17 protein-coding genes are annotated in these 24,202 nt (G+C 38.1%); 8 read left to right on the forward strand and 9 right to left on the reverse strand.

Going from position 1 to position 24,202, the window contains the following annotated elements; genetic code table 11:
• Positions 1-13 precede the first annotated feature (13 nt).
• The gene (locus CH364_RS03840) at positions 14-5,896 is read left to right on the forward strand and encodes a TIGR04388 family protein (RefSeq protein ID WP_100742283.1); all 5,883 of its coding nucleotides are present in this window, start codon (positions 14-16) and stop codon (positions 5,894-5,896) included.
• A 1-nt stretch (position 5,897) separates the two neighbouring features.
• Entirely contained in the window at positions 5,898-6,542 is a 645-nt protein-coding gene (locus CH364_RS03845; protein WP_100742284.1) for a hypothetical protein, read from the forward strand.
• 136 nt (positions 6,543-6,678) lie between these two features.
• On the opposite strand, the gene CH364_RS03850 is transcribed toward CH364_RS03845, so the two are convergent.
• Genes CH364_RS03850 through CH364_RS03860 form a run of 3 tightly spaced genes read right to left on the reverse strand, consistent with a single transcriptional unit; the run spans position 6,679 to position 11,832 of the window.
• A complete protein-coding gene (locus CH364_RS03850) occupies positions 6,679-8,535 on the reverse strand; it encodes an adenylate/guanylate cyclase domain-containing protein (protein WP_100742285.1) in 1,857 nt (618 codons plus the stop codon).
• A complete protein-coding gene (locus tag CH364_RS03855) occupies positions 8,532-10,508 on the reverse strand; it encodes a glycoside hydrolase family 5 protein (RefSeq protein ID WP_100742286.1) in 1,977 nt (658 codons plus the stop codon). Before CH364_RS03855 ends, CH364_RS03850 begins: the two co-directional genes overlap by 4 nt.
• Before the next feature lie 4 nt (positions 10,509-10,512).
• A complete protein-coding gene (locus CH364_RS03860) occupies positions 10,513-11,832 on the reverse strand; it encodes an O-antigen ligase family protein (RefSeq protein WP_100742287.1) in 1,320 nt (439 codons plus the stop codon).
• A gap of 49 nt (positions 11,833-11,881) precedes the next feature.
• Here CH364_RS03860 and CH364_RS03865 point away from each other — a divergent pair, with 49 nt between their 5' ends.
• Both CH364_RS03865 and CH364_RS03870 read left to right on the forward strand, forming a co-directional pair.
• A complete protein-coding gene (locus CH364_RS03865) occupies positions 11,882-13,171 on the forward strand; it encodes a glycosyltransferase (protein ID WP_100742288.1) in 1,290 nt (429 codons plus the stop codon).
• On the forward strand, positions 13,168-13,368 hold the full coding sequence (locus CH364_RS03870; RefSeq protein ID WP_100742289.1) for a hypothetical protein: 201 nt from the start codon (positions 13,168-13,170) through the stop codon (positions 13,366-13,368). The genes CH364_RS03865 and CH364_RS03870 overlap by 4 nt, the downstream gene beginning before the upstream one ends.
• Position 13,369: 1 nt before the next feature.
• Here the strand turns inward: CH364_RS03870 and CH364_RS03875 are convergent, their stop codons facing one another.
• Genes CH364_RS03875 through CH364_RS03885 form a run of 3 tightly spaced genes read right to left on the reverse strand, consistent with a single transcriptional unit; the run spans position 13,370 to position 16,106 of the window.
• The gene (locus CH364_RS03875) at positions 13,370-14,398 is read right to left on the reverse strand and encodes a hypothetical protein (RefSeq protein ID WP_100742290.1); all 1,029 of its coding nucleotides are present in this window, start codon (positions 14,396-14,398) and stop codon (positions 13,370-13,372) included.
• A 41-nt stretch (positions 14,399-14,439) separates the two neighbouring features.
• Complete coding sequence (locus CH364_RS03880; protein ID WP_100742291.1) at positions 14,440-15,498, reverse strand: glycosyltransferase family 9 protein; 1,059 nt, start codon at positions 15,496-15,498, stop codon at positions 14,440-14,442.
• Positions 15,495-16,106 (reverse strand): DUF4254 domain-containing protein, encoded by a 612-nt coding sequence (locus tag CH364_RS03885; protein ID WP_100742292.1) that lies wholly within the window; start codon positions 16,104-16,106, stop codon positions 15,495-15,497. Before CH364_RS03885 ends, CH364_RS03880 begins: the two co-directional genes overlap by 4 nt.
• A gap of 104 nt (positions 16,107-16,210) precedes the next feature.
• Between CH364_RS03885 and CH364_RS03890 the strand changes: the two genes are divergently transcribed.
• The gene (locus CH364_RS03890) at positions 16,211-17,014 is read left to right on the forward strand and encodes an NRDE family protein (RefSeq protein WP_100743389.1); all 804 of its coding nucleotides are present in this window, start codon (positions 16,211-16,213) and stop codon (positions 17,012-17,014) included.
• On the opposite strand, the gene glyA is transcribed toward CH364_RS03890, so the two are convergent.
• From glyA to CH364_RS03905, 3 genes are read right to left on the reverse strand one after another with little or no spacing between them, the layout of a single operon-like run.
• Positions 17,011-18,261 carry a serine hydroxymethyltransferase gene (gene glyA, locus CH364_RS03895; protein WP_100742293.1) on the reverse strand — a complete coding sequence of 417 codons (1,251 nt, stop codon included), beginning with the start codon at positions 18,259-18,261 and terminating at the stop codon, positions 17,011-17,013. The genes CH364_RS03890 and glyA overlap by 4 nt on opposite strands.
• Positions 18,258-19,136 carry a lipoate--protein ligase family protein gene (locus CH364_RS03900; protein WP_100742294.1) on the reverse strand — a complete coding sequence of 293 codons (879 nt, stop codon included), beginning with the start codon at positions 19,134-19,136 and terminating at the stop codon, positions 18,258-18,260. The genes glyA and CH364_RS03900 overlap by 4 nt, the downstream gene beginning before the upstream one ends.
• Positions 19,133-19,957 carry a rhomboid family intramembrane serine protease gene (locus CH364_RS03905; protein WP_100743390.1) on the reverse strand — a complete coding sequence of 275 codons (825 nt, stop codon included), beginning with the start codon at positions 19,955-19,957 and terminating at the stop codon, positions 19,133-19,135. The genes CH364_RS03900 and CH364_RS03905 overlap by 4 nt, the downstream gene beginning before the upstream one ends.
• A 58-nt stretch (positions 19,958-20,015) precedes the next feature.
• On the opposite strand from CH364_RS03905, the gene CH364_RS03910 reads away from it, so the two are divergent.
• The 3 genes from CH364_RS03910 to CH364_RS03920 all read left to right on the forward strand — a co-directional run bounded on the left by CH364_RS03910 (position 20,016) and on the right by CH364_RS03920 (position 24,169).
• Positions 20,016-20,969: an MBL fold metallo-hydrolase gene (locus tag CH364_RS03910; RefSeq protein ID WP_207762236.1), complete on the forward strand. Its 954-nt coding sequence runs from the start codon at positions 20,016-20,018 to the stop codon at positions 20,967-20,969.
• 4 nt (positions 20,970-20,973) lie between these two features.
• Positions 20,974-23,391, forward strand: coding sequence for a penicillin-binding protein 1A (locus CH364_RS03915; protein WP_100742295.1), 2,418 nt, complete (start codon positions 20,974-20,976; stop codon positions 23,389-23,391).
• Between the two features lie 337 nt (positions 23,392-23,728).
• Positions 23,729-24,169: a tetratricopeptide repeat protein gene (locus CH364_RS03920; RefSeq protein WP_100742296.1), complete on the forward strand. Its 441-nt coding sequence runs from the start codon at positions 23,729-23,731 to the stop codon at positions 24,167-24,169.
• Positions 24,170-24,202: the final 33 nt, after the last annotated feature.

Consider the following 24,202-nt stretch of genomic DNA (forward strand, 5'->3'; position numbering starts at 1 on the left):
ACTGAGGTTCTCTATGAATTCAAAATCCTCCTTTTATTTTTTTATTATCTTTTCGCTTGGTTTTCTCTCTTTCACTTGTAATGTATATAGTCAAAGTATTTCAGAAACTTGGAACCCACCAGTTTATCAATCCTCTGACTATTCTGAGTTTTATGGAAATCTATATTTCACCAATTCACTTGATGAATGGGAATCTAGGGTCCACGAAGTTTTGTATTTATCGATGAGTCAGTGGCAGGAAAATGCAGACAAAATTGTGGAACAAATTTTATCACAGGAAAATGGAGAGGATGCCTTTGTATCAAATGATGGTTATCTGGATGAGAGGAGGCGTTCACTCTTTACTGAAATTTCCATTTTGTATTCTGCTTGGGAAAGAGATTTGATTGATGATTATTTTGATAATCGTAACGCTTTTTTAGATAAATTAGAAACTGGGAAAGTAGATGCTTTGTATTTTTATCGAATTGGTCAAAAGTCTTTGTATGAGGATTATACTGCTGAAGAATTGTCAGCGACTGAAAACAGAAATCAAATTTTGGAATCTGCTAAAGAATGGGAGTTTCAGTGGGACCAAACCCGGCAAGAAGGATTGGATTCTTTTGCGAATTCAATTTCACAACTGGAAAGCGATTACCAAAACTATATCCAATCATTGTCTGAGACTGAAAATAAATTTTCTGAAAATCTAAATGCTATTAATTCATATAAGGATACCGTTAAGGTTGCCTTACATGAAATTGTAACTCAATTAAAAACAGGTTTGGATTCCTCATGTTCTGTTTCGACAGGTTGCCAATATAAAAATTTTGATGGAAGTTTTAATGATGCCGGAAAGTTATTTTCAACATTCATTGGGGAACTTTCTCTTCAGTTAAGTCAATCTGAGATTGATCCAGATTCACTTTTAACTTCTATATCGACAAAGATTAGAGATTTTTTATCAGATGAATCCAACAAAGCATTCTCGGAATATACGGTATTCAAAGATCAGATTTATACATACCAAACTGGTTTCCAGATTCAGTTAAATCAATCAAAGTCAAGTTTTGATTTGGTTGGAGCTGAGTGGAGGCTTCGGAATCAGACCTATCATGATCTTTCTTCTGGTTATAAATATGAAAATTGGTTGACTGGCGGAAGTGGTGAAGTGGGGACGTTTGGACAAGTTTTTGACCCAGAAATGCAGGGAATTTTCCAGTCAATTCACCATTCTGATACCGAGCGGCTTATCTCAATTATTAATAATAAGCTAGGTAGTGGGAGACGGGTGCAATCCTTAGTTTCGGCCAATTTATATACTGACGCTTACCATTTTATTAACAATCAAAAAATCGGGGATTTTTATATTCCTTTTGATGGGGCAACATATACTCACGGTAACTTATTGTTAGATGGAAAAGGGAAATACGGGTATTGGACTGGGGATCGGTTTATAACTATTTTTACTCCAGGAACAATCAGTTTTCAAATGGGAGCGATTGGGTATGCGCTTCTTTATGAAATGTATGATGAGAATTCTTCCCAGTCTTCTTTGTATTGGAAAGACAACTATTCTCAGTTAGATGGACAATCAGATCATTTCCAAAAAAAATTACTCCCTGCTGTGTCTCATTGGGAATCAAAAGTAAAAGAATATTCTGATCGTTATGAAGACTGGAAGGAAAATAGAAACAATCTGGTTCTTGAAGCAGCTTCAAAATTTGAAGCAAATCGTTTAGAAATAGAACGTTCTAAGGAGGAATGGTTACAACGTCTAGAAGATGAAAAACATCTTGGATTAAAAACTTGGACGGAATTATACCAAGCAGGTGAAACAACTACGAATCCTCCTCCTGTGATTTCTGTTTGGACTCCCCAAGTTAAAAAAGAAGAATTTCTGGATGCAAAAGCTTTAGAATATCACTCTTTAGCAAATTTTGAGGAATCAATAGGGGGAATTCAAATTGGCGGGTCTGGATTGTTGTCTGAATTCCAAAGAACCATCACTGGCGTAGGTCAATATGCATCTCTTGTCCAAATGAATCGTGACTTGGAAGAACTTCAAAGCTCAGAACAAACAAAACTCATCAATCAAATGGCATATTCTCTAAATTTTGATTCGTTAGGTGGGCGTGAGTTAACTAAAGAAGAACTAATTTTGTTAGGTTCCTATGACGGTTCACAACTAACTGAGGAAGAACAAAGTCGGTTTGGTTCCTGTTACGAAAATCCTAGCGCAGATTTGTGTAAAAATTTATTAAAGAAAGAATATGATACGACCATTGATCGTAAAAACGGTGTCCTTACTTTAAAAAAAGAAATTTATAACGGATTACTTGCTGGTAAAAATGAAGAAGGACAATACAATGCAGGAAAAACAGAAGAAATTCGTCAGATTCAATTAAGCTCCATTGGGAAAATAAATGTTCCTAATGGGAATAGTTTTTTTACTACATGGAGGGATGAAGATTGGGCGACACTTTTTCAAAAGAAAGCCGATATAGCCCAATCCTTTTTAGCTGACTCTCTAAAAAATGATAAAAAATATATCACTTCAAATATTAATTCCATCCAAGATGTAAATAATCGGAATCGCGAATTATTTTTTATAAGAAAAGAATCCCAAGAAAGTGCAGATTCTTTAGTGCAAGAATTGGCAATTGCTTATTTTACTGGAGGTGCTTCAGGTATGAGAGCATCTTTGAAGGGGAAACTTGATTCGGCAATTAATAGCGAATTGGCGAAGGCATGGATCAATGCCACCGGTGGAAGTGAATCTGATATTCAAACTGCATCGATGGTGATCGATTTTATGAGGGGGAGGAGAACAGCGAGAAAAATTAAATCGCGCGATCAATATATCTCTATAGAGAATCCGATTCAAGCCATGGAAAAGATAGTAGCTAAAACAGTTTCAACTACCCTGAAGGCTGCCGACGCAGTAACGTTAGGCCTTTCAACCGTTACATTAAATATGATACAAGCACCTATAATGGCAATTACAAAGTTAGCAGTTGGGGAGCGGAAGTATAATGAACTGAATGATCAAATTGCTGGGTCAGGCAAAAGTTTAGAAGAGATTAGTGACAACGAACAACTGTTAATTAAGAATGGAATTGCTATGGAAATTTCTCGAGGTACGGGTATACCTGCGGAAGCGATCTCGAAAATATTAGGTGATAAATACAGTCAACGGAAAGCTAAAAAAGCAAATAAGAAGATGGCAAAAAATCCAATTTTTGATATGGGATCGCAGATAGTTGGTGCGTTTGGTGGAATGCTTAAAACTGCCATTGTGGCTGTCGGACTTCCTGAAGATGAAATTCAATCCATTATGGAAGATACAAATGAAATCATCAACGCAGGAGATGTAAATCACAGCGCATCTACTAGTGCCAGTTTTGGATATACTTTGCAAGCATTCGGAATGCAGGCGAGTTGGACCAAATACCAGAGCCAATATCTGAATCTACGGGATTCAAAAGCAGTAGTTGAAGAACTTGGGAAAAAAGCACTCGCTAAAGAAATCGCAAAATCAATGGGAATTGATGAAAGTGTGATTGGGCAACTTGTTGATTCTTCCTATTCGTCTTATCAAAAACAAAAAACTGATAAAAAAGCAAAGTCGAATGCCGTGAGGCAAACAGTGGTAAATGCTGCTTCCATAGCGATTACTTTGGGTGCAAGTGGAATGTTAACAGGGGTTAATTCAGCACTTTCATCAATTGGTAAGGCAGTGAGTAGTATTTCTAATGGATTTTTGCCAGCAACAACACAAGTAGGACAAGCGGTTGCTTCTACTTTTATACAAACAATTGCGGGAAGTCATGAAGGTCCAAAAGGAGCAGTGGCAGGCTTCGCTAATGGTGTACTCGGTGGTATATCTCAAGGTATGGGGAAAATACAGTCTGGATTTTTGAAAGGAATGATCCCTGGGGTAGGAATTACCTATTCAGAAAAAAATGGTTGGGGAGGTTCTTTGGGAATCGGGAATTCAATTAGTAATATCAGTCTGAGTTTTTCTGAGATGGGAAATACTTCCGTCCAAGCTTCTAAGTCATTGGGTGGAGGGGTGCAATTATCAGCAGATGTAACAACCAATGGTGCTGCCAATGTAGGATTGAACTACAATCCCACTGGTGAAGGACCAAGAAATGATTGGAATTTTTCTATGATGTATGATCTGAACGGAGGGGGCTTGAGTGGAAGTATTGGTTATATAGACCCAAACTCAAAACTTGGTTTAACATCTTCGATTGATAGATATGGTATTTCCACCTCATCAGAGTTACAAGGGATAACTTTGGGAACTAATTCGGAGGATGGCTTCGAATTGCAAGAAATGAATTTTGCTGAACAAAATATTAATGTCGCTCAAGATGCCAGTGATACGGGCGATAAAGATACTGTTTCATTGCAGGAAAGTGATTCTGATTTTTTTTCTGATTTTGCAACAGCAGCAGGTACCATGGGAACTTTATTATTAGGTGGACTTAGTTTAGGAATGGGAATCCGAAACCGATTGAGCGAAAGTTTAGTGGATCCCATTTCCATTGGATCTGAATCAGAATCTTTAACTTTTGAAAGTTCAAACGATAAATCTTTCTTTGGGAATTTTACAAATCCATTTAAGGGAGGAGTCACTCGTATTTGGGATGCGATTTCTAAGTTTGCGATTGGTTTTTCCTCAGATAAAAATACCAGCGACAAATATAATTCCAATTCTGAGACAAACCAAAAAACACAAAGCGAACAAATTAAAAAAATTGAAACAAGTTTGATCGACGACTATTCAAAAGACTCTCGCCTTGATACAGAAAAAAAACTTTATGAACTGCGTAAAATGGGTTCGGATACCACAGAGATCGAAGCGAAGTTAAAAAAACTCCGTGGTGGTAAAGATGTTCCCATTCCAAAGAGTATTGAAAAAGAACTAAATGAATACATAAGATTGAGAGAAGGTAATTCTCAGTTTCCATTCGAACCAGAAAAGACGATTTATGTTCCATCTACTGAGGCTCTAGCAGGAATCAATCTAAAACAAGATACAAAAAAAGAAACAAATGCGTCCTATTTGAGACGATTAGGGAAAGAAATTTCCGAAGCTTCCAAAAATGTTGACCTCTCTACCAAGGAACTTGTCACCGAACATGCGGTAAATGTGGCTAAACTCTTAGCGGAATCTCTGAAAGGGAAAATTTCGTATGAACGATACAAATTAATTGATGGAAAAGAAGTGGTATCTGCTGTAAATCCTGTAGATGCGAATGGGTTTCGATCAGTGGATGGATTAGATTGTATCCGATTTATTGGAGCGGTTCTCAATGCATCTGGAATCACCACGAACGGGAGTTTTGCAAATTTAAATACAGATGTATACCAAATGCCGGATGAAATTAAAAATATGGATTTAGAATATGACAATCGAAATGTGCATTATAACGGGGTGGAATACTTTCGCCAATCCTCAAGTTTTATGACCTTGGTATCTGATCGCCTCACCACGAGTAAAAACTTATCTGATCACATTGCTAATTTTAAATCAAAAGAGCTGAATGTTGGTCTCATTGGAATCACAAGAGCAAATGAAAATTTATCTAATAGTAAGGTCTCCGCAGTGAAATCAGATCATGTATATATGATAACGGACAAACGATTCAATCCAGAGCTAGGGGTCTTTGAATACCAAATTGCAGAATCACGTGGTGGCAAAGGTATTGATAATCGTTGGATTCGATCAGAGACAAATAAGATTTTAAGAAAAGAATTGGAAAAGAATTTAGAGAAACAAAAATTATCAAAGAAATCAATAAACGAAAGAATTTCTAAAACACTAGAAAGTTCAGAGGAATCTACTTATTTAACTAGATCTGAATTTTATGAATTACGACCACAAATTAGAGTTGGAGACTAAGATGAAGTTTAGGATTATATTTTTATTTTTATCATTTTTTTTAAATTTAGCTTTTTGTAAAAAACAAGAACTTACAATAAATGATGAAGACCCCTTTTACCTAGATCTGGAAGCAGGTTGTTTCGAAAATGCAAAGGTTGAAAATTCTGCTAAAAAAGTAAGATGTATCACGAAAAAAGATGAGTTAGCTTGTTTTATTTTGTTGAGAAATGCGAATTCTAATGCTATTGATCAAGTTTTCAAAAATACAAAATGGACTAGTCCGAATTTTAGTGAAGCTTCACTCAATTATTATATTGATAAGATGGGAACAATTAGTGTTCTTCAAGGAGGTCCTGCGAGAACAAAGGAAGAATATTTAATTATTGGAGAAGGAAAAATTCACATAAAAAATAGTAAATGGTTTTATGAACAATTCTGTGACCAAAACAATTGCGAAAGACTAACCTTTGCAATAGAATATTTCAATTGTTCTGTAAGCTATTTTCCGGCCTCGAATGAACATCGTTTGTTTCTTACAATAGGAGATAGAAATTTTGGCGATTCGGATAATGCAAAGTCTCTTTCAATTGTTCTTGAAGATCCTGTAAAACCACAAATCCGAAACGGATTCGAACTTTACTTGGTTCCTCCCGATTCTAAATAATTCTCATTATCTCAAAATCTTTGCGCCAGCGATTGAAGCGAAAATCCTTTCGCTTGGCGAAAGATTGTAGCGGAAAGCGCGGTCGATTGGACTAAGGAATTTATTGCACCAAACCAATGCGAGGCGCCGACTTTGTTTATACTTTCCAAATATAAACAAAGTCGGTTCGGTCCGCCCAGGGGAGAGGGAATTCCGTTTTTCGCAATTTGATTTCGCCTGCCCGTAAGTATTCGCGAATGTCTCGATCTCGAAAGATAGTTTCACTAAAGGAAATTTCTCCCGAATTGGTGACGGTTTGGAGTTTTGCTGTGTAGTTGACAGTGTTTCCAAAATAGTCAATGTTACTGTTTAGGTTTACGGCCAAACAGTTTCCTGAATGGATTGAAATTCGTATTCTAACAGGTGTATGTTTGTTTTCAGGATGAAACCATTCTTGCATTTCTTTTGCAGCCTTTAGTGCTTGTAAGGGGCTTGAGAAACTCGCCATAACTGCATCACCAATGGTTTTAACAACCACTCCTCTGAAGTTTTGGATGATTTGGTTTGTTTTGATAAAATGTTCTCTTACTTGCAAAAAGGCGCCATGATCGCCTTCCGATTCATAGAATTTTGTGGAACCTACGATATCTGTGAAAAGGATAGTTTTGATTCCAATGTCTAGTTGAAGATTCGTGGCAATGGCTTCTTCTGAAAAAAGGTCTCGGAATTCTTGGTAGTTAAAAATTTCTGAAGGTCTTAAACTTGTTTGGTCCTCGCTTCTTTCTTCTAAAACTATAGTAATGTCTTCGTCTGATTCGTTTTCAAAAACGAGATTAGGTCGAGGTGAAACTTTAATTTCTTCTTCCTTCGTTTCGGAGAGCCATAAAATATCTGTTTGTTGGTTATTCGGTTTGATATCAACTAAACGATATTTTTTATCTCCTTTTTTTCTAAGCCTAAAAATACCCGAACCAATTAGAAGGCTGGAAGAATAGGATTTTTTTCCTCCAATTTTTTTAGTTAGAAGTATATGTTGTTTTGTTGCAGGCTCTGCAGCACAGTACATCTGTTTTTCGACAATCCTGATTCCTGGGTGGAGATGGAAAGTTACTTCGATGGAGTTGACACCAGTCGTATCAAAATCAATTTCACATACATCACATTGGTCTTTGGAAGGAATGTCGCTGAGTTTTGATAGTGATGTTCTTGCTCCACGACAATGCGGACAAACGATGTCCCAACTAAGAGTAAACAAACCTAATCGACAGCCGTGTAAAAAAAGAAACAATACTTCATCTGGGTCTAAATCTAATTTTAGACTAACTTCTTTTATGCGAATTCTATATAAGTCGTTATCGGATGCGGATTTAATCCAATCAAATACTGAAGTGACTGTATCATTTGTGATACCAAGTTGGATCAATTTTTCCTTTTCTTGATCTAGTTTTTCTTTGTGAATCCATTGGGCATCAGGTGTGAACGTAGATTCTTTTCCTTGTTTGATTGTTTTTTGTTGTTTTCCTTTTTTGACTTCTTCTGCAATTTCATTTAATGTTTTGCGAAAATCTTCTCCCATTTTAGGCATAACAAATTCTAAAAGTTTGCGCATAAAAAAGTTTCTTGGAATCCACCCAAAATAAACATAAACTCTGCTTCTTGATTCCCCCAAAGGTTCTAAAAATATTTTTCCTCTAATGTAATGGCCAAACCCTTTTGTATAAATCCTTGCATGGAAAATTTCTTTGAGGTATTCCCATTCCCATGGAACTTCTTCCCATTCAAATGAAAAACCTGCCACTTTGGTTTTGCCGATCAGTTTTCCATTTATTTCTTTATAATCAAATCGAGGCATTCCCATTCTTTTATTGAGTGAAGAAGTGTCAATGAGGTGAGGCCACATTTCTTCTCTCGTAACGGGAAGGTCAATTTCCCAAAGATAATCCATAGGTTTTGCTAGATTTTTCCATTTGTCTTCCCAAGGATATTTTTGAAGTAAAGATTGTAAATCGATCATAGTGGTTTTAGGATGAGAGTAGACTTCCCTCCATTTCCTTTGACTGTTAATTCACCTTCTGTTTCAGAAATTTTTTCTGCGTTGGAAAGTACGATCTGTACTCCGTTAGGATAAACAAACCTTGGAACTTTGATAAGACATGGTTCTTGGATGGAAATATCTGATACCCATTCGAAATGAAATTCTCGATTTTCTAAATTGTATTTCATTTTGATTGGGATACCTTGGGTAAAGGCAGCGTAAGGACGACAAAAACCTTCGATAGCTCTCCCCCCGCCACCATAGACATCAGGATCGGATCCAGGAATGATTTGGTCTTTTGAAAAGATGCTGAGGTCTTCTTGGTTCCAACCATCACCGACCATTAAATCATTTTCATTAGAAGCGGTGTAGTTCCATAACGTATTAGATAAAAAAAGTTGATCCATTGCATTGTACATGGCATCGAGGGCCATTACATGACGTTTCCAAATTTTCGGAGAATGGTTTCCTTTTTTCCATTCTCTGTATGCTTTTCCACCTTGTAAGTCAAAAGGGATTCCGAACTCACCAATGAGACTTGGAATTTTTCCTGGCACTGAGTCCGCTGTATTTTTGATTCTTGTGAGTTGGCGAACATACATAGCTTCTATTCCAGATTTTCCGAATACTGGTCGTTTGGTGAGCGTGTCAATGGCTATGGGGTATAAAAATGTTTTGAATAGAAGTGTAAGGATGTCATACCAATGGGCAGCATTCACAGCAAGTTTAGGCGTTTCTCCATTTAAGTGTGGATGAGTGAATGCATCAGAGGCTTCTCTTTCGATAAAAACCATCCAATCATTTCTAATTTCCTGAATGGTTTCACCAACAGTGCGCATAAAAGGAATTAGGTAATCCGCATCAAAATCAATGGTCCTTCCATTTACTTTTTGGAAATAATCATTTTTTTCAATAAAGGGTGTTCCGTCTTTTGTTATGGTATATGCGCCTTCTAATTGAAATGGATCTCCAGGTGAATTTGGTAACCAGATAGAGACTTTGTTTTGATTGACTGTGACTGTTTTAGTGGGGACAAATCCACCTTTCCAAACTTTGAGCGTAAGGTAAGGCAAATCAATCGAATGACCATGAGATGAGAATAAAGCATCAATGGGTGACCAACCAAGTCCTGGTTTTGCCGGGTCTACTTCTGTATTTTTTAGGCCACGATCATTCATGGCCCGACCAATAAACCCTTTTCCGGGTTCGTTCAAAGAATCAAAACCTAAAACAAAGTCAAAACCTTTGACTCGTTCTGCTATCTGTTTCATACATCCCAAATAGTGACCTTGCAAATAATCCTGAACATTTTTTCCATTGATGAGGAAGTTGGGTGCAAAATCTTTTCCACCAAAAAACAAAGTCCAGAGGATGGCATTACCAGCATAACGATAGTTTTGTGACCAGCACATAGTAGGGTAATTTTCTTCCTGACGGATTCCAGGTCTTGAGTAGTCGTAAGCTCTTTGCATAACAATTGCTGCATCTGCTTCTGAAAGTTTGCGATAATCAATTCCTAAGGTTTCAAAAATCCAACCAGGGGCACCATCGCCTCCTGTCATCCTTGACCAAACATCTTGGTGAAAATCAATAAAAACATAAAAACCATTTTCACCAGCCAAACGAACGATTTCTGTAAAGTAATCTAAGTAGGCTTCGTCATACTCATTCGGACCTTTGTGTTCGACTGCTTCCCATGTAGTTAATAAACGTATTACGTTAAATCCCCATCGTTTGAGCCTCGTAAAGTGGACATTCGCTTCAGAAAGAGGAAAGGGTCTTCCGATAAAACTAACTTCTTTGTGGTCGGAAAAATCGGTGGGAAATTGTGTTCCTCCATTCGGAAAGGGTACCTTGGTATCTCCGCCTAAATTTATACCGCGTAAAATTACTTTTCGTCCATTTGCATCTACAAACCATTCACCTTGGGGAGAGAGTTTTTTTGGTGCCATTGATTTATCCTTCTATCCTTAATTCGGTTGTCGTTTTTTCTAACTCGGCATACAGATTGAGGTATCCGAGCAAAAAGTAAAATACAATTAAAACTTCATCATCTTGGAAATAACATTGTAAAAGTCCAGAAAAGAAAAATCCAACAAGTCCATAAGTCATAAAGCGAATTTTTTTAGGAATGTTCCCATTGAGGAGAGTGTATAGAATGACTCCAAATAACATAAGATAGAGGATACCCTGTGGGCCTCCAAAGACAGCAGTTAAATGGAAATAATCATTATGTGCATGACCTCTTTGGGTTACTTCATAAAAAAAGCTAAGTTCCTTATTTTCTTTTTCCTTCTCTTTTCTTGAAATTTCGATTTCTTTTTGGTAGTTCCCTGATCCTATTCCAAAAATTGGATTATTTTCGATCAATGGAAATGTAGAGTCCCAAATAAAAGTTCTTCCTGAGTCTGTATGTTTTTCACCACCAAATAATGGATCTACTACTCGTTTGACTGCATTAGTTGTTTTGTATCCGACAAAAACAAAAATGAATACTAAAAGTATGAAAACACCGATCCGTTTTAACATTTTTTTTGAGATATCTTTATCTATAAAAACAAGAATATAAATACCGAATATCGTGCTGACCAATGCTCCGAGAAGTGAAGATCTTGCATTGTTGAATAAAAAAACAACTGATACTAATAAAAGTAATGTGGCGTTGATAGAAATTTTAGGAATCGATTCTTTTTTATATAATGAATCATATAATCGAAAGACAAATCCTGGGAAAATAAAAGCAAGTAAACCTCCAAAGGTAAGATGGGTGTTCATCAGTCCAATGGGCAGATAAATATTGATGTTAGTGATTTTTCCATAATGGTGTTGGTAAGGCCAAGAAGTAGAAGTTTTGTAAAGGTCTGATATTAACCTCGAGAGTCTTGTCATTGAAAAGATAGAGGCAAAACCTGTTATTACCACCATTAGAGCAAAAATAAAAAAAGTTTTGTATAGGAATTGTTTATCTTCCGGTTTTATTCCTTGAACAGAAATAAATGCAGTCACAAGAAAGATATCTTTCATTTCATCACGAAACGCATGTTTGATGGAATTGAAATCAAAACCTGAACCTGCGAAATGATACAAAACGGTTACAATTTGCCAGACATAAAATAAAAATAGAATTTTGACTAAATGGCTTTTGAATTTTGGTTTTTCGGGTAGGAAGAGGAAAAAAACAAAAGATAGGAGTAAAAAAAGTTGGCTGAGGGAAACCGAAAGGGCACAGGAAATGATGGACAAAGCGAGAAACGATCGATAGATTCGGTAAAGCATAACTTTGGATGAGACTAATGCTTTTCTCCAATTTGTAAAGAGGTAACAGTTGCGAGTCTTATATTTTTCCGATACTTTTTTGCCGAAAACCGACGGAGTCGCAGTTTCCATTAAGAATTTTTCTGAACTTTTAGCTTTGCGAGGCCATGAATTTTGTATTTGTGCCCCTAAATATGGGGATGGGGACTTTGAACGTATGACGGACAAAATCCAAGTGGTTCGATTTCGCTCTGGATATTTACCTAGTTATCCCGATATCAAGGTAGTTTTGCCTTCGCCTGGCAAAATCAAACGAGTTATTGAAGATTTTAAGCCGGATCTAATCCACATTCATACACCTGGGCTGCTCGGGCTTTATGCTGTCAATGCAGCAGAAAGGTTTGGGATTCCCACTATAGGAACATATCACACTTTGATGGCGGAACAAGAAATGTATGTTTCTTTTTATCGATTGTTTAAACTCGATAAACTTTTTTTTAAAGCCAATAAGTTTAAGAAAAAACTAAATATTGATGAGTTGGACAAAATTGTAAAATTTGATAATTTTAATATTCGCAAAAAAATAATCTTAAAGATTTGTAACGATATATATAACAGATGTGATGTGGTGATATCGCCAAGCCATCTCATTAAAGAACAGCTGATTGAATATGGAATCACTCGCCCCATTACTGTAGTTTCCAATGGAATGGATTTAAAACGATTCCAAGGAACTCCAAAAATTTATTCTAGTGGTGATGCGCCCAAATTTTTGCATGTGGGTCGAATTTCTTATGAAAAAAATTGTGATGTTGTGCTCAATGCTTTTAAAACCATTCATGAATATTACCCAAAAGCAACACTCACTATCATTGGAGAAGGTCCCGCTATACCTTCTTTGCAAAGACAAGCCGAACATTTAGGGATTCAAGACGCTGTCAGCTTTAAAGGTTTTATTCCTAATGCTGTATTACATGAAGAGTATCCCAAGTATGATGTTTTTTTGACTGCCTCAACGATGGAAACCCAAGGACTTGTAGTTTTAGAAGCAATAGCTTGTGGACTTCCAGCCGTTGGTGTAGATGCTTTTGCTTTGCCAGAACTGATACGGCATGGCGAAAACGGATACATTGCCAAGTCATTTGATGCCAAAGGAATTGCGCAAGGTGCTTTAGAAATTATTCGTAATCCAGATGAGTACGCTAAGTTTTCTAAGAATTCCATTCAAATTGCATCAGGGCATGAAATGGAAAAATGCGTTGATACAATGGAAGAAGTGTATTCCAAAGTAATCGAAGCAATGAAAGGTAAAGTGAAAAAATCAAATATCTTTGATTTGTTTTTTGACTTTATGCAATGACAAGTTTTATTTCTCTTGAGTTACGATCTCTCATTACAGGGATTGTTATCTTTTTGTTTCGTAATTTTTTGGCATTGGCCGCACTTGCTGAGTGGAATATGACTACGGTGTTGTTTCCTGAATCAGCTGGAATTGTTTGTGTGTTTTTTGTGGTGATGATAAAAATCAGAAAAACAAAACTAGATATTATATCTTAGTTCATTCTTTGTCCACAACTGGATAAAAAATCACAGATCGTAACATCCGACCTTCCTCTGTATCTTCATAGACAACTTCTGCTTGTTTGGCGCGAGCTGGTATATAGAGTTGCACTGCTTCTACAATTTCGTAGGCGCTGAGGGTATAATCTAAAACTTTGATGGCAAGTTCGGCACCAAGAAAACGTTCGCGAGTCACAGTTTTGGTTTCTGTTTTTTTTGTGATGATTAACCATTTGTAAAGTCTTGCCGAACGATTAGTATCCAGTAGGTTCCCAATATCAAGTTTCATTTGGGGAAGGATTGCCGGAGTTTGTTTGAAACTAATCTCGATTCTCTTAATGTTAGTTTCACTTAACCTCAGGGATAATTGTTTGTCAAAAAGAGCGTCGTCAATGTATTCAATCCGATCACATGTTGAATAAACTGTATTACATAAATTCCCAAAATTTTTGTGAAAGAAAAATACCTGTAAAACTTTGCCAGTAGTTGGATGGTAAAGTACTTTCGCATTGTAATGCCCCATCCTTCCAAATTTTAATACCGAACGGATTCGTTTGTAAATATTATAACTGAGCCCAAAAAGATCCTTAACGATAGGGACATCGGTGAATCCAAATCCGCGCGTCGCAATATAAAATGGCTCTAAACTCACATGACCATCTCGTTTGGCAATTTCTCGCAAATATTCAGTAATACCATCCATTTTCGATTCACTGAGAGAGAGGGGGTGGTCTAATAAGTCGACTACCACCTTACCACTGTTTTTGCCTAGTTCTAACCAAACTTCATCTAGGTAAGCGCCATCCTCAGTATAAGAAACTTTTTTACAATACAAATCTTGGCACTTAATTTGTTCTTCATAATCTGCTTTGTTAGGTGAGGGAAGAATCACCGGTTGGAATTCAGAAGAAAAATCTTCTGACCAAAGTTGGGAGGAATTTCCAAATAAGAAAAAAACTAGAAATAAAAAAAGGTTTTTGATTTTAAAAAATTTAGGAGATTGAAAAACATTCGTTCGAGAAAACATCCAAACCTCCAAGATCTTTACTGAGTAGAGATAAACCTAAATTACCAAAGTGTATTTACATTTTGAATGAGTCGAATTCGTCTAACAACATCAAGTGGGTCAATGAGTTCCATACAGGCATGGTCTCCACGCCAACATTTGGTATTTCCATAAATGGAACAAGGGCGACAAGGTAAATCCACTTGTAAAACTCCAGAATCTTCCTGGGCAAAAGGACCAAATCCAGAAAGCGGATGTGTGGTTCCATATATTCCAATCACAGGTTTTTTGAGAAGGGCAGCGATATGAACGTTGGAACTATCCATCCCAATCATAACATCTAACCTATCCATAATCCCAAGTTCCCCACGGATTCCTAAATTTCCACCTTGGACGATATGAGCACGTGTTTGGTGGTTTCGAAGGATTTCTAATTCTTTTGTTTCGTCTTTTCCACCAAACAAAAATACATTACAATCTGGGAATTCATCTAACAAAACTTCGACAAGACGTTTGCATTTTTCAAAACTCCATTCTTTGAGCACATGTCCCGCAAATGGTGCAAATCCAAACCACTGTCCTTCTTTTTTGTCGATACCTATGGACTTAAAAAAATCTCGAGCATACACTTTTGATTCCCCATCAACATTTAACCATGGGCCCTTTCGAATAGGTGCATCAAATCCTGCTTTTCGAAAAACATTTAAATAACGTTCTACTGTATGAGGAAGTTGGTTTAATTTTTTATTATAACGTCTTGTTTGTGCTAGTTTTTCCCTTCGACCTTTAATGATTTTGGAATAGGGAACACCTTGGCTACGAAATAAAAAGGCAATAAATCTAGAGCGGACTGACCCGTGCAAATCGATCACATGACCGAATGGTCCCAGTTTGGCGATGTCACGATACATCCTCCAGAGACCTAAAATTCCTTTGTATTTTTTTAGATTGATTCCTAAAACATTAAGATTGGGGATATTGTAGAAAAAAGGTGCGAAGTTTCCTCTTGTAACAACTGTCAGTTGGATATTAGCGTATTTAGCTGCTATGGCGATGAGGGCTGGTGTCATCAAAGCCACATCTCCCATCGCCGAAAATCGTAATACCAAAAGGTTTGTCATTTTTGATTCTTATACAATGACGGATTTAAATTTTGATCATTGTACATCTTCATTTGACGATAAACTTTTACTCTTTTGGTTCCTTCTGAGTAGTCGGAAAAAAGTTCATCCAAACATTTTTTAAGATCTTCCCTTTGGTCTAGGAGAACATCTAGTTTGGCTTGGCATTTAGCAATGTGTTCTTTCGTGGCAGAGGAATCTTTTCTAGAAACTTGTTCTTCCATATGGTAGATCTTGAGTTCCAAAATACTCATTCGATCGAGTAACCAAGCTGGCGATTCGGAGTTTAACCTAGCGTCTGGTTTCGGAGTGATGGAACGAAACATATCTATCACAAAATCATCTAGTTTTTCCACCATATCTGTTCTATCTTGGTTTAGTTTATCGATCTTTCGTTTGAGGGCCACAACATCTTCCAAAGCGATGTCGGGCCTACGGATTTCATCTTCAATATGCCATTGGATGGTATCGATGTGGTTTTTTTGATAAAGAGTGGATTCGAGACTCCCTTCTGGGTAAGGGTTCGGATGAGGGGCTTCTTTTTTATGCCAATCCAGAACGGATTCCTGGAAAATTGAGACGGCTTTTATTGCTTCCAATGCTTTCATATCGTACTGCAAATCATGATTTAATATGGTTTTCGGCGTTCAATCTAAATATTTCCCAGGTTTTTCGCTTTCTTTTGCCATATTTTTTAGTCTTTTTACAATACATGTGCTTAGTTGTAATTGCATATAAGGTACATCCGGATTACCCGCTTGTCGTTGTTTCCAACAGGGATGAGTTTTTTGAAAGGCCAACGGAGACTCTCCACTTATGGGATTCGAGTCCAAACATCATTGCTGGAAAAGATTTAAAAGCAGGGGGGACTTGGCTCGGGGCCAATTCTTCCGGAAAGGTTTCCTTTCTCACCAATGTAAGAAATTTACGAAAGTCGCCGCACCCCCATCCTAAATCAAGAGGCAAACTTGTATTAGATTTTTTACAATCAAACAAAGAACTCACTTCTCGAAGTTATCGGGAAGAAGTTTTTTCCAATGCAAGTGAATATGAAGGATTCAATTTATTTGTATATGATGGCAAAGATGCAAATTATATCGGAGGAGATCCGTTACACGTTTTAGAATTGGAACCAGGATTTCATTCAGTGAGTAATGCAAGTTGGAATACCGTATGGCCAAAAACTGCAAAACTAAAAGCAAACGTGGAACAAGTGTTTGATTCTATTCCTATGGATGGAAATTGGCTTTCCCGTGTCACTTTAGAGTTTTTTCGATTACTCTCTGATGCGGATCTAGTGAAGGAAGATTCACTCCTTCCCGACACCGGAATTGGTCTCGAACGCGAAAGGTATTTATCATCCATACGGATTCGTGTTCCTGGATACGGAACCCGTGCTTCTACGATTTTATTTTATGGTAAAAATGAAGTGGAAATTTTGGAAAGAACCTTCCCCGATCCGCTTTCCAATGAATATTCGGAACGGAGAGAGGTTTTATCATTTAGCGAGAGTTAGTTTTCTAATCGGAAGTTTGTCATAGGGAAAGCCGAAGTGATTTCTTTGACTCCTGCTTTTACTTTTGATTCCCAAGTAGAATCACCAAAATGATCTAGATAATCACAGATTAGATTTCCAACAGCTTCGATTTCTTTTTCTTTTAGACCACGAGTGGTAAGCGCAGGTGTTCCGAGTCGAATTCCTGATGCCACTGCTGGGGGATTTTTATCGAATGGAATGGCGTTTTTATTAACAGTCACTCCCACATGATCGAGTCCATTTGCCGCATCATTTCCTGTGAGTCCTTTGACGGATACATCCAGAAGAACGATATGGTTGTCCGTTCCACCAGAAACCACACGAAAACCCCGTTTTTGGAATGTATCTGCAAGGACTTTTGCGTTCTTTACTACTTGTTTGATATAAGTTTTGAAATCAGGTTGTAAAGCTTCTCCGAAGGCAACAGCTTTTGCAGCAATCACGTGCATGAGTGGTCCCCCTTGGATTCCAGGAAACACTCGTGAGTTTAAAATCTTTTCATGTTCTGCCGAGGAAAGGATGAGTCCGCCTCTTGGTCCACGTAATGTTTTGTGGGTGGTGGTTGTGACGAAATCACAGACACCGATAGGACTTGGGTGTTCGCCGGCAACCACAAGGCCTGAGATATGTGCAATATCAGCCATGATTTTAGCACCAATTCCATCTGCAATTTCGCGGAACTTGTTAAAATCAATGGTTCTCGGGTAAGCTGATGCACCAACAACGATTAGTTTTGGTTTGTGTTCTTTGGCAAGTTTTGCTACTTCATCGTAATTAATTGTTTCTGTTTTTTCATCTACACCATAAGGAATTGGCTTAAAATATTTTCCACTGATATTGACTGCACTACCATGTGTTAGGTGACCACCATGGGCTAAATTCATTCCAAGGAAACTGTCACCAGGTTCTAGAGTTGCAAGAAATACTGCCATATTCGCCTGCGCACCGCTATGTGGTTGCACATTTGCATATTCTGCACCAAACATTTTTTTTGCACGTTCAATCGCAAGTTGTTCTATTTTGTCCGCATTTTCGCAACCGTTGTAGTAACGTTTTCCAGGGTATCCTTCTGCATATTTGTTAGTGAGAGTAGAGTGGTAAGCTTCGAGCACAGGACGCGAAACAAAGTTTTCACTAGCAATCATCTCTAGGGAATGTTCTTGGCGTTCATCTTCTTTTTTTAATGCGGCGTAAACTTCTGGATCTTGTTTTTCTAAATAACTCATGTGGGAATTTCTCTGTGAAGTGTATATTCTGGATTTTGGTATTTCTTCTTGCGAATAGATTCAGATTCTTGGAGCACGTGTTTCCGAAAAGTAGAAAAGTCGGGGCCAAAGAAGGAAATTTTTGAAAAATCTTCAGGTGTTTCCGGCCCTGGTTCTCCTAAATAAGAAAAAACTTCTCGAATGAGATCCTTCGCCCAAATATTTTCTGAAAAAAAATCAGGTAGAGATGTGAGAAAATCTTTGTGCCCTCTTTCTTTGCGATACTCGGGTTCTTCGGGAGGGTGGTGGAGGACTTCTGCCACACGTTCAATTAATTGGTCTTCTAAAATGAGTGTCCCATGTTGGACAATACAATTCCGTTTTCGAAATTGTGCGTTGCCTGAAATTTTTTTAAAAATTCCATTTTTTTCTAAAACCAAATCAGATTTTCCCTTTGGAAAACATTGAATGTTTTGTTTTCCCAAAGATTTTGCCACAATCCCAAGCAGGATATCATAGGAATCTTTAACAGGGAAAAGATCCTTTCTCATATCTAAATTGAAATAAAGTGAATAATTGATATTTCCTGTAAGAGAATGGAAGACAGTTCCGCCACCAGAGGCCCTTCTTGCAATATAACAAAAATTAGGTTTAGGTTTTTTATGAAAACCAATGCTCCGGGCAACGGTTTCATACCGAACCACGACTTCTTCCTTAATGTTACGAAATGGGTTTTCTGAGAGACCTAAAATGATGGAATCTGGATTTTTCCAAAGCCGAACTCCAGCCGTAATACCTTCGGAAACCAATTTTAAAGCTATAGCCTCTTCAATCGCCAAATTATAGTAAGGTGACCGGGGTGGAATTTCCGGGAAAAAGAAAACTTTAGAATTCACTCGTTGAAGTATTTCTGTGAAGCTTCGTTTAAAAATTTTCTTTCACTACGGGAGAGGGAATCCATCCCATTTTTGGAAATTTTTTCTAAAAGTTCGTCCACCTTTGTTTTTGCATTTTCCCTTTTTGCCATTTCCTCTTGGTATCGCATAAATCTACGTTTTTGTAAGTAACGAGAAAGAGACCAAGTCGGAAGGGAACTCACTTTCTTTTTCCAGCCAGTGTAAACTTTCATTAAGAAAAATCCTCCAATGGCTCCGCCTAAATGCGCAAAATGCGCCACCCTTTCCCCTTGGGCAAAAAGTACCATGAGCATCACTATCATCACAAAGTATTTGGCTCTCATGGGAAAAATCAGAAAAACTAGAAGTTCGCGGTTCGGCCAAGTCATTGCATAGGCAACGAGTAAACCATAGATACTCGCACTTGCCCCTACCACAAGACCCTGGGGGATGCCAAAAAAATGGGCAACCACTGTGCCAACCCCTCCCAGGAATGCTGTGAAAAGATAAAATTTTAAAAAAGCACGTTCACCCCAGATTTCCGCAAGTTCTGAACCAAACATCCAAAGGCTCAGCATATTAAAAAGAATGTGTAGAAAACTCCCGTGGAGGAAGGCATAACTTAGGAGCTGCCAAATCCAACCGGAGAAAACCAGTTCCGGGGTGAGGCCGAAGTAAAGTTCCAAAATGGGAGAATGGAAAGCCAGTTTCGTTATCATCTGCAGAAGGAATAATACTGCGTTGATGATGATGAGAGTGCGTACAACGGGAACCATTGAGGGTCCAAATCGGAGTTCATATCCTGGGTAACGAGAGGCCATAAATTCAAGGTCGCAAATCTTGAGTGACAAGGAAAGTCGATTTCCTAGCATCGAGGAAGTGATTGTGCAACTCTACGGAGTCCGCGGCTCCATAGCGAGTCCCCTCCGAAACCAAGACTACCGCAAAAAAATTATCGATATTCTAGACCTCTATCGGCAATCGGGGGCTGGCGTTTCGGCAGATGAATTTTGGCAAGACCTTCCCTACCATCTCAAATTTGTCACGGGATCGGACACAACCTGCGTTTCTGTCACAGACGATGATGGAGAAATTTTTGTTTTGGATATGGGGACTGGACTTAGGAATTTGGGGGACGAACTTGTTTCTGAATACTTTTCCAATAAGTTAAAAAGGACAGTCTCTTTCTTTATCACACATACGCACTGGGACCATATCCAGGGACTTCCTTTTTTTAAACCCATTTATTTCCCTGATTTTCTTTTGAATTTTTATTCTCCTTATTCCGATTTGGAATCGCGTTTGCAAAAACAACAAGAGCCAGAGTTCTTTCCAGTTCCCTTGGATGGAACAGGCTCTGCAAAAGATTTCAAATTATTCTTTCCGGGAGATGTTTTGGAGTTTGGTTCTGGGATGAAGGTAGAATGTTATCCTTTAAAACATCCAGGAGGTTCGTTTGCTTATAAGTTTACGAATAGAGCCGGTAAAATATTTATATTTGCTACGGATGCTGAGTTTACTGGAGCAGACATGGATTTAATCCATGAGAGTTATCCTTTTTTTGCTGATGCCGATCTACTCATACTCGATACTCAATACACATTAGATGAATCTTTTTCTAAGTTTGATTGGGGACATACTGCATATACAATGTCTGTGAACTGTGCAACATCTTGGAGAGTTAAAAACTTAGTGCTCACCCACCATGAGCCAAGTTACTCAGATGAAAAAATTTACGAAATTTATAATGATGCCAAACTCCATAAAGAGCAATTAGGCGAAAAAAAATTAAAAATTCATTTAGCAAGGGAAGGATTACGCTTCCACCTATAATACCATGAACAAAGAAAAAACACTTCGAATCACTATCACAACTTTCTTTAGTATTGCACTACTCGGCGGATTCTTTTTTGGATACATTCTTTCTGAGGTAAATAAAGGAAAGGAGTTACAAAAGTTGGCATCATACCAGCCAACAACTCCTACGAAACTTTATGATTCGAATGGTGTTTTGTTCGCTGAACTTTATCGCCACAAACAAGAATTATTAAAATACAGCGATATACCTCCTCATGTCATTCATGCATTTTTGTCAGTGGAAGATGATAACTTTTTCAATCACTTTGGAATCGATTTTTTAGCCATTGTTCGTGCAGCAATTAAAAACGTATTTGCTGGAAGGATTGTGCAAGGTGGGTCCACTCTTACCCAACAGTTAGCAAAGACGATTTTACAACAAAGGAAAAAGACATTTGGTCGAAAGTTTTTAGAAGCACTTCTCACTTTACAAATTGAACAAGAGTATACCAAAGAAGAAATCTTAGAAATTTATTTTAATTTAATTTATTTAGGCCATGGAACGACAGGTCTTTCCTCCGCAGCCAATGTGTATTTCCAGAAAGATGTAAGAGATTTAAGCATTGCAGAAGCGGCAATGTTAGCGAGACTTCCGAAAGCACCCGTAACCTATTCTCCGTTCAAGAATCCGAAAGAAGCAAAACAAGCCCATATGGTGGTTTTGGGACTTATGGCTAAAAATGGTTTTATTCCAAAAGACCAAGTTCAAAAAATCCACGATGAATTTTGGGAAAGATATTGGCCTGTTGTCATCACTCAATCACCATCTCGCTCTACATGGGGGGCAAAACTCAATAGAGCTCCTTACTTTACTGAGTGGGTACGTCAAATTTTGGAGAAGGAATTAGGGGAAGAGGCATTGTATACTGGTGGTCTCCGAGTATACACAACTCTTGATGTTAGAAAACAAGAGATTGCTGAAGAAGAACTTAGAAAGGGACTCATCGAACAAGATAAATATGCTTTTGGTGCAAACTTTCGTTATGTAGGTAGGGCTGACAGAGGCTTAGTTTCTTTGTATAATTTATTCGGTTCTATTTTCCCAGTGGGAGTTCCTTACGTAACTAGTTTGGATGATAGACAAGTATTTCGACTTCACTTAGAAAAAGAAATGGCCCCTGCATTAGAACTTTTGACCGATTTCATTCCTTCTGAAAACGAAAGTTCTGCAGTAAAAGAATTTCAAAGATCATCTCTTGTGTTTTCTTCCAACTTACACGTAGAAGGTGCAATAATCACAATCGACCACCAAACAGGTTATATCCAAACTATGGTGGGTGGATCCAGGTTTTCACCGAAGAATCAATTTAACCGAGCCATGCAAGCGCGACGCCAAACAGGTTCCGCATTCAAACCATTTGTTTATGCAGCAGCAATACAAAACAGAGCAGTTGGTTCTGGCACTGGAATTATGGATGCACCTCTCACTACAATCACCGAAGAAGGAGAAGGTTATTCACCTCAAGATATTTCAGGTGATTTCAGAGGAATGGTTCCACTTTCTCGTGCATTATCTCTATCATTAAATATTGTTTCTGTTCAGGTACTTATGAGAACAGGAACCGATGCAGTCATTGATTTTGCATCCAAAGTCACTAAAGCAAATAAATCGAGATTTCCGACTGGTCCTGCCCTTGCACTTGGTGTGGCCGAGCTCACTCCTTACGAAATGGCGTTGGGGTATTCCATTTTAGCAAACAAAGGAAAAGATGTAATCCCGTTTAGTGTTCGCTATGTGCTAAATCAAAGTGGTTCTGTTGTTTATAATAAAGAAAAAGAAGTTCAGGAAACACTGGCTGAAGAAGCAAAAAATGGATCCATTCAAATCATCCCTGAATCCACAGCTTATATCATTAAGCAGATGTTAATTGGGGTTGCGATGGGTGGAACACCAACACAAGCACTTCGAGCAGCAGACAAAGGAAATTATAAGGGTGAGTCCGGTGGAAAAACAGGATCCACTTCTTCTTATACGAATGTTTGGTATGCAGGTTTTGACCCAAAATACACATCCATTGTTTGGATGGGGTTTGATAAATCTTCTCTCTCTCTTGGAAAAGGTGTCACTGCCGCAGGAGTTGCCGCTCCAATTTGGGGAAAAATGTATTCTCGTTGGTACAATGAAGGCCCTTATCCTGCGTTTTATCCAAATGGAAAAGCAGAAGAAATACCTGCCGATGTTGTAAAGGGGGCCACTTGCGCTTTTAATGGACTTTCTCCAGGGCCTAACTGTCCTTTAACAGGGAATTTATTTCTAAAGCCGATTACTATTGCTGGCCGTACACTTGCAGTTCCTGGCGGACGGCAGTGTGATGGAGATCGCGATCACTACCGTTCCATGGATCTTACCGATTTTCTCCAAAGGGAGTTAGAAATTTCGGACGAGGAATTGAAATAATTTAAACCCGCTTTCCAAGGTAACTGAGGCGCTAAAGTAAGTGCCTTACTTTTTTCACGCACAAGGCTTAGAAACTTGCTTTCTAGAGAAACTGACGCACTAAAGTAAGCCACTTTCCTTTTTCACAGGCAAGACTTACTTGCTAACTAGTTTCAAATCCTTCCCCTTTCTTTAGGCAATTAATTTCCAATTCAACATTCTGCGTACATTTTAAGCAAATTGAGGCCGCATTTCCCAGTCGCATGGCCTTCTTTTGCCAATCCCTCTTAGTTTAGGCCATTTTCAGGCTGGCACGATAGTTGCATTAAATTAAGGGAACCATCGGTTCGGAGGGAATATGAAAAAGGCAATTCTAACCATTCTAGTTTTGACACTTACTGCTTCTATTTCAGCTGGAGAGTCTTCTTTTATGAATGAAGACCTCGATTCCCTCATCAGCCAATATGACAAAGAAACGCTCACTGCCATCTCAAATGAACTTGTGAAACTTGCGAGTGAAGAAGAGGGGATGGGAGAGTTTGATTTGGCTTCCGGACATTATTCCAGAGCAATTAAAATTAGAGAAGCCATTGGGATGAGCGAACACAAAAGTTTTGCTTCTATCCAATATCTTGCAAGCCAAGCACATTCAAAAGCTGGAAACTTTTGCGAAGCTTCAACACATGCCAAAAAAGCAAGTGAAGCCTTTCGCCACCACGGAATTACAAAATTTGAACATAAAGCAAACGTAGAATACAAAGAGTATGCACGTGCTTGTGCGGTTGTGGCATTCCGATAAACCAATATGAAATGATTCTTTCTAGAGATGGTT

The sequence above is a fragment of the Leptospira harrisiae genome (assembly GCF_002811945.1).
GTDB classification, from domain to species: Bacteria; Spirochaetota; Leptospiria; order Leptospirales; family Leptospiraceae; genus Leptospira_A; species Leptospira_A harrisiae.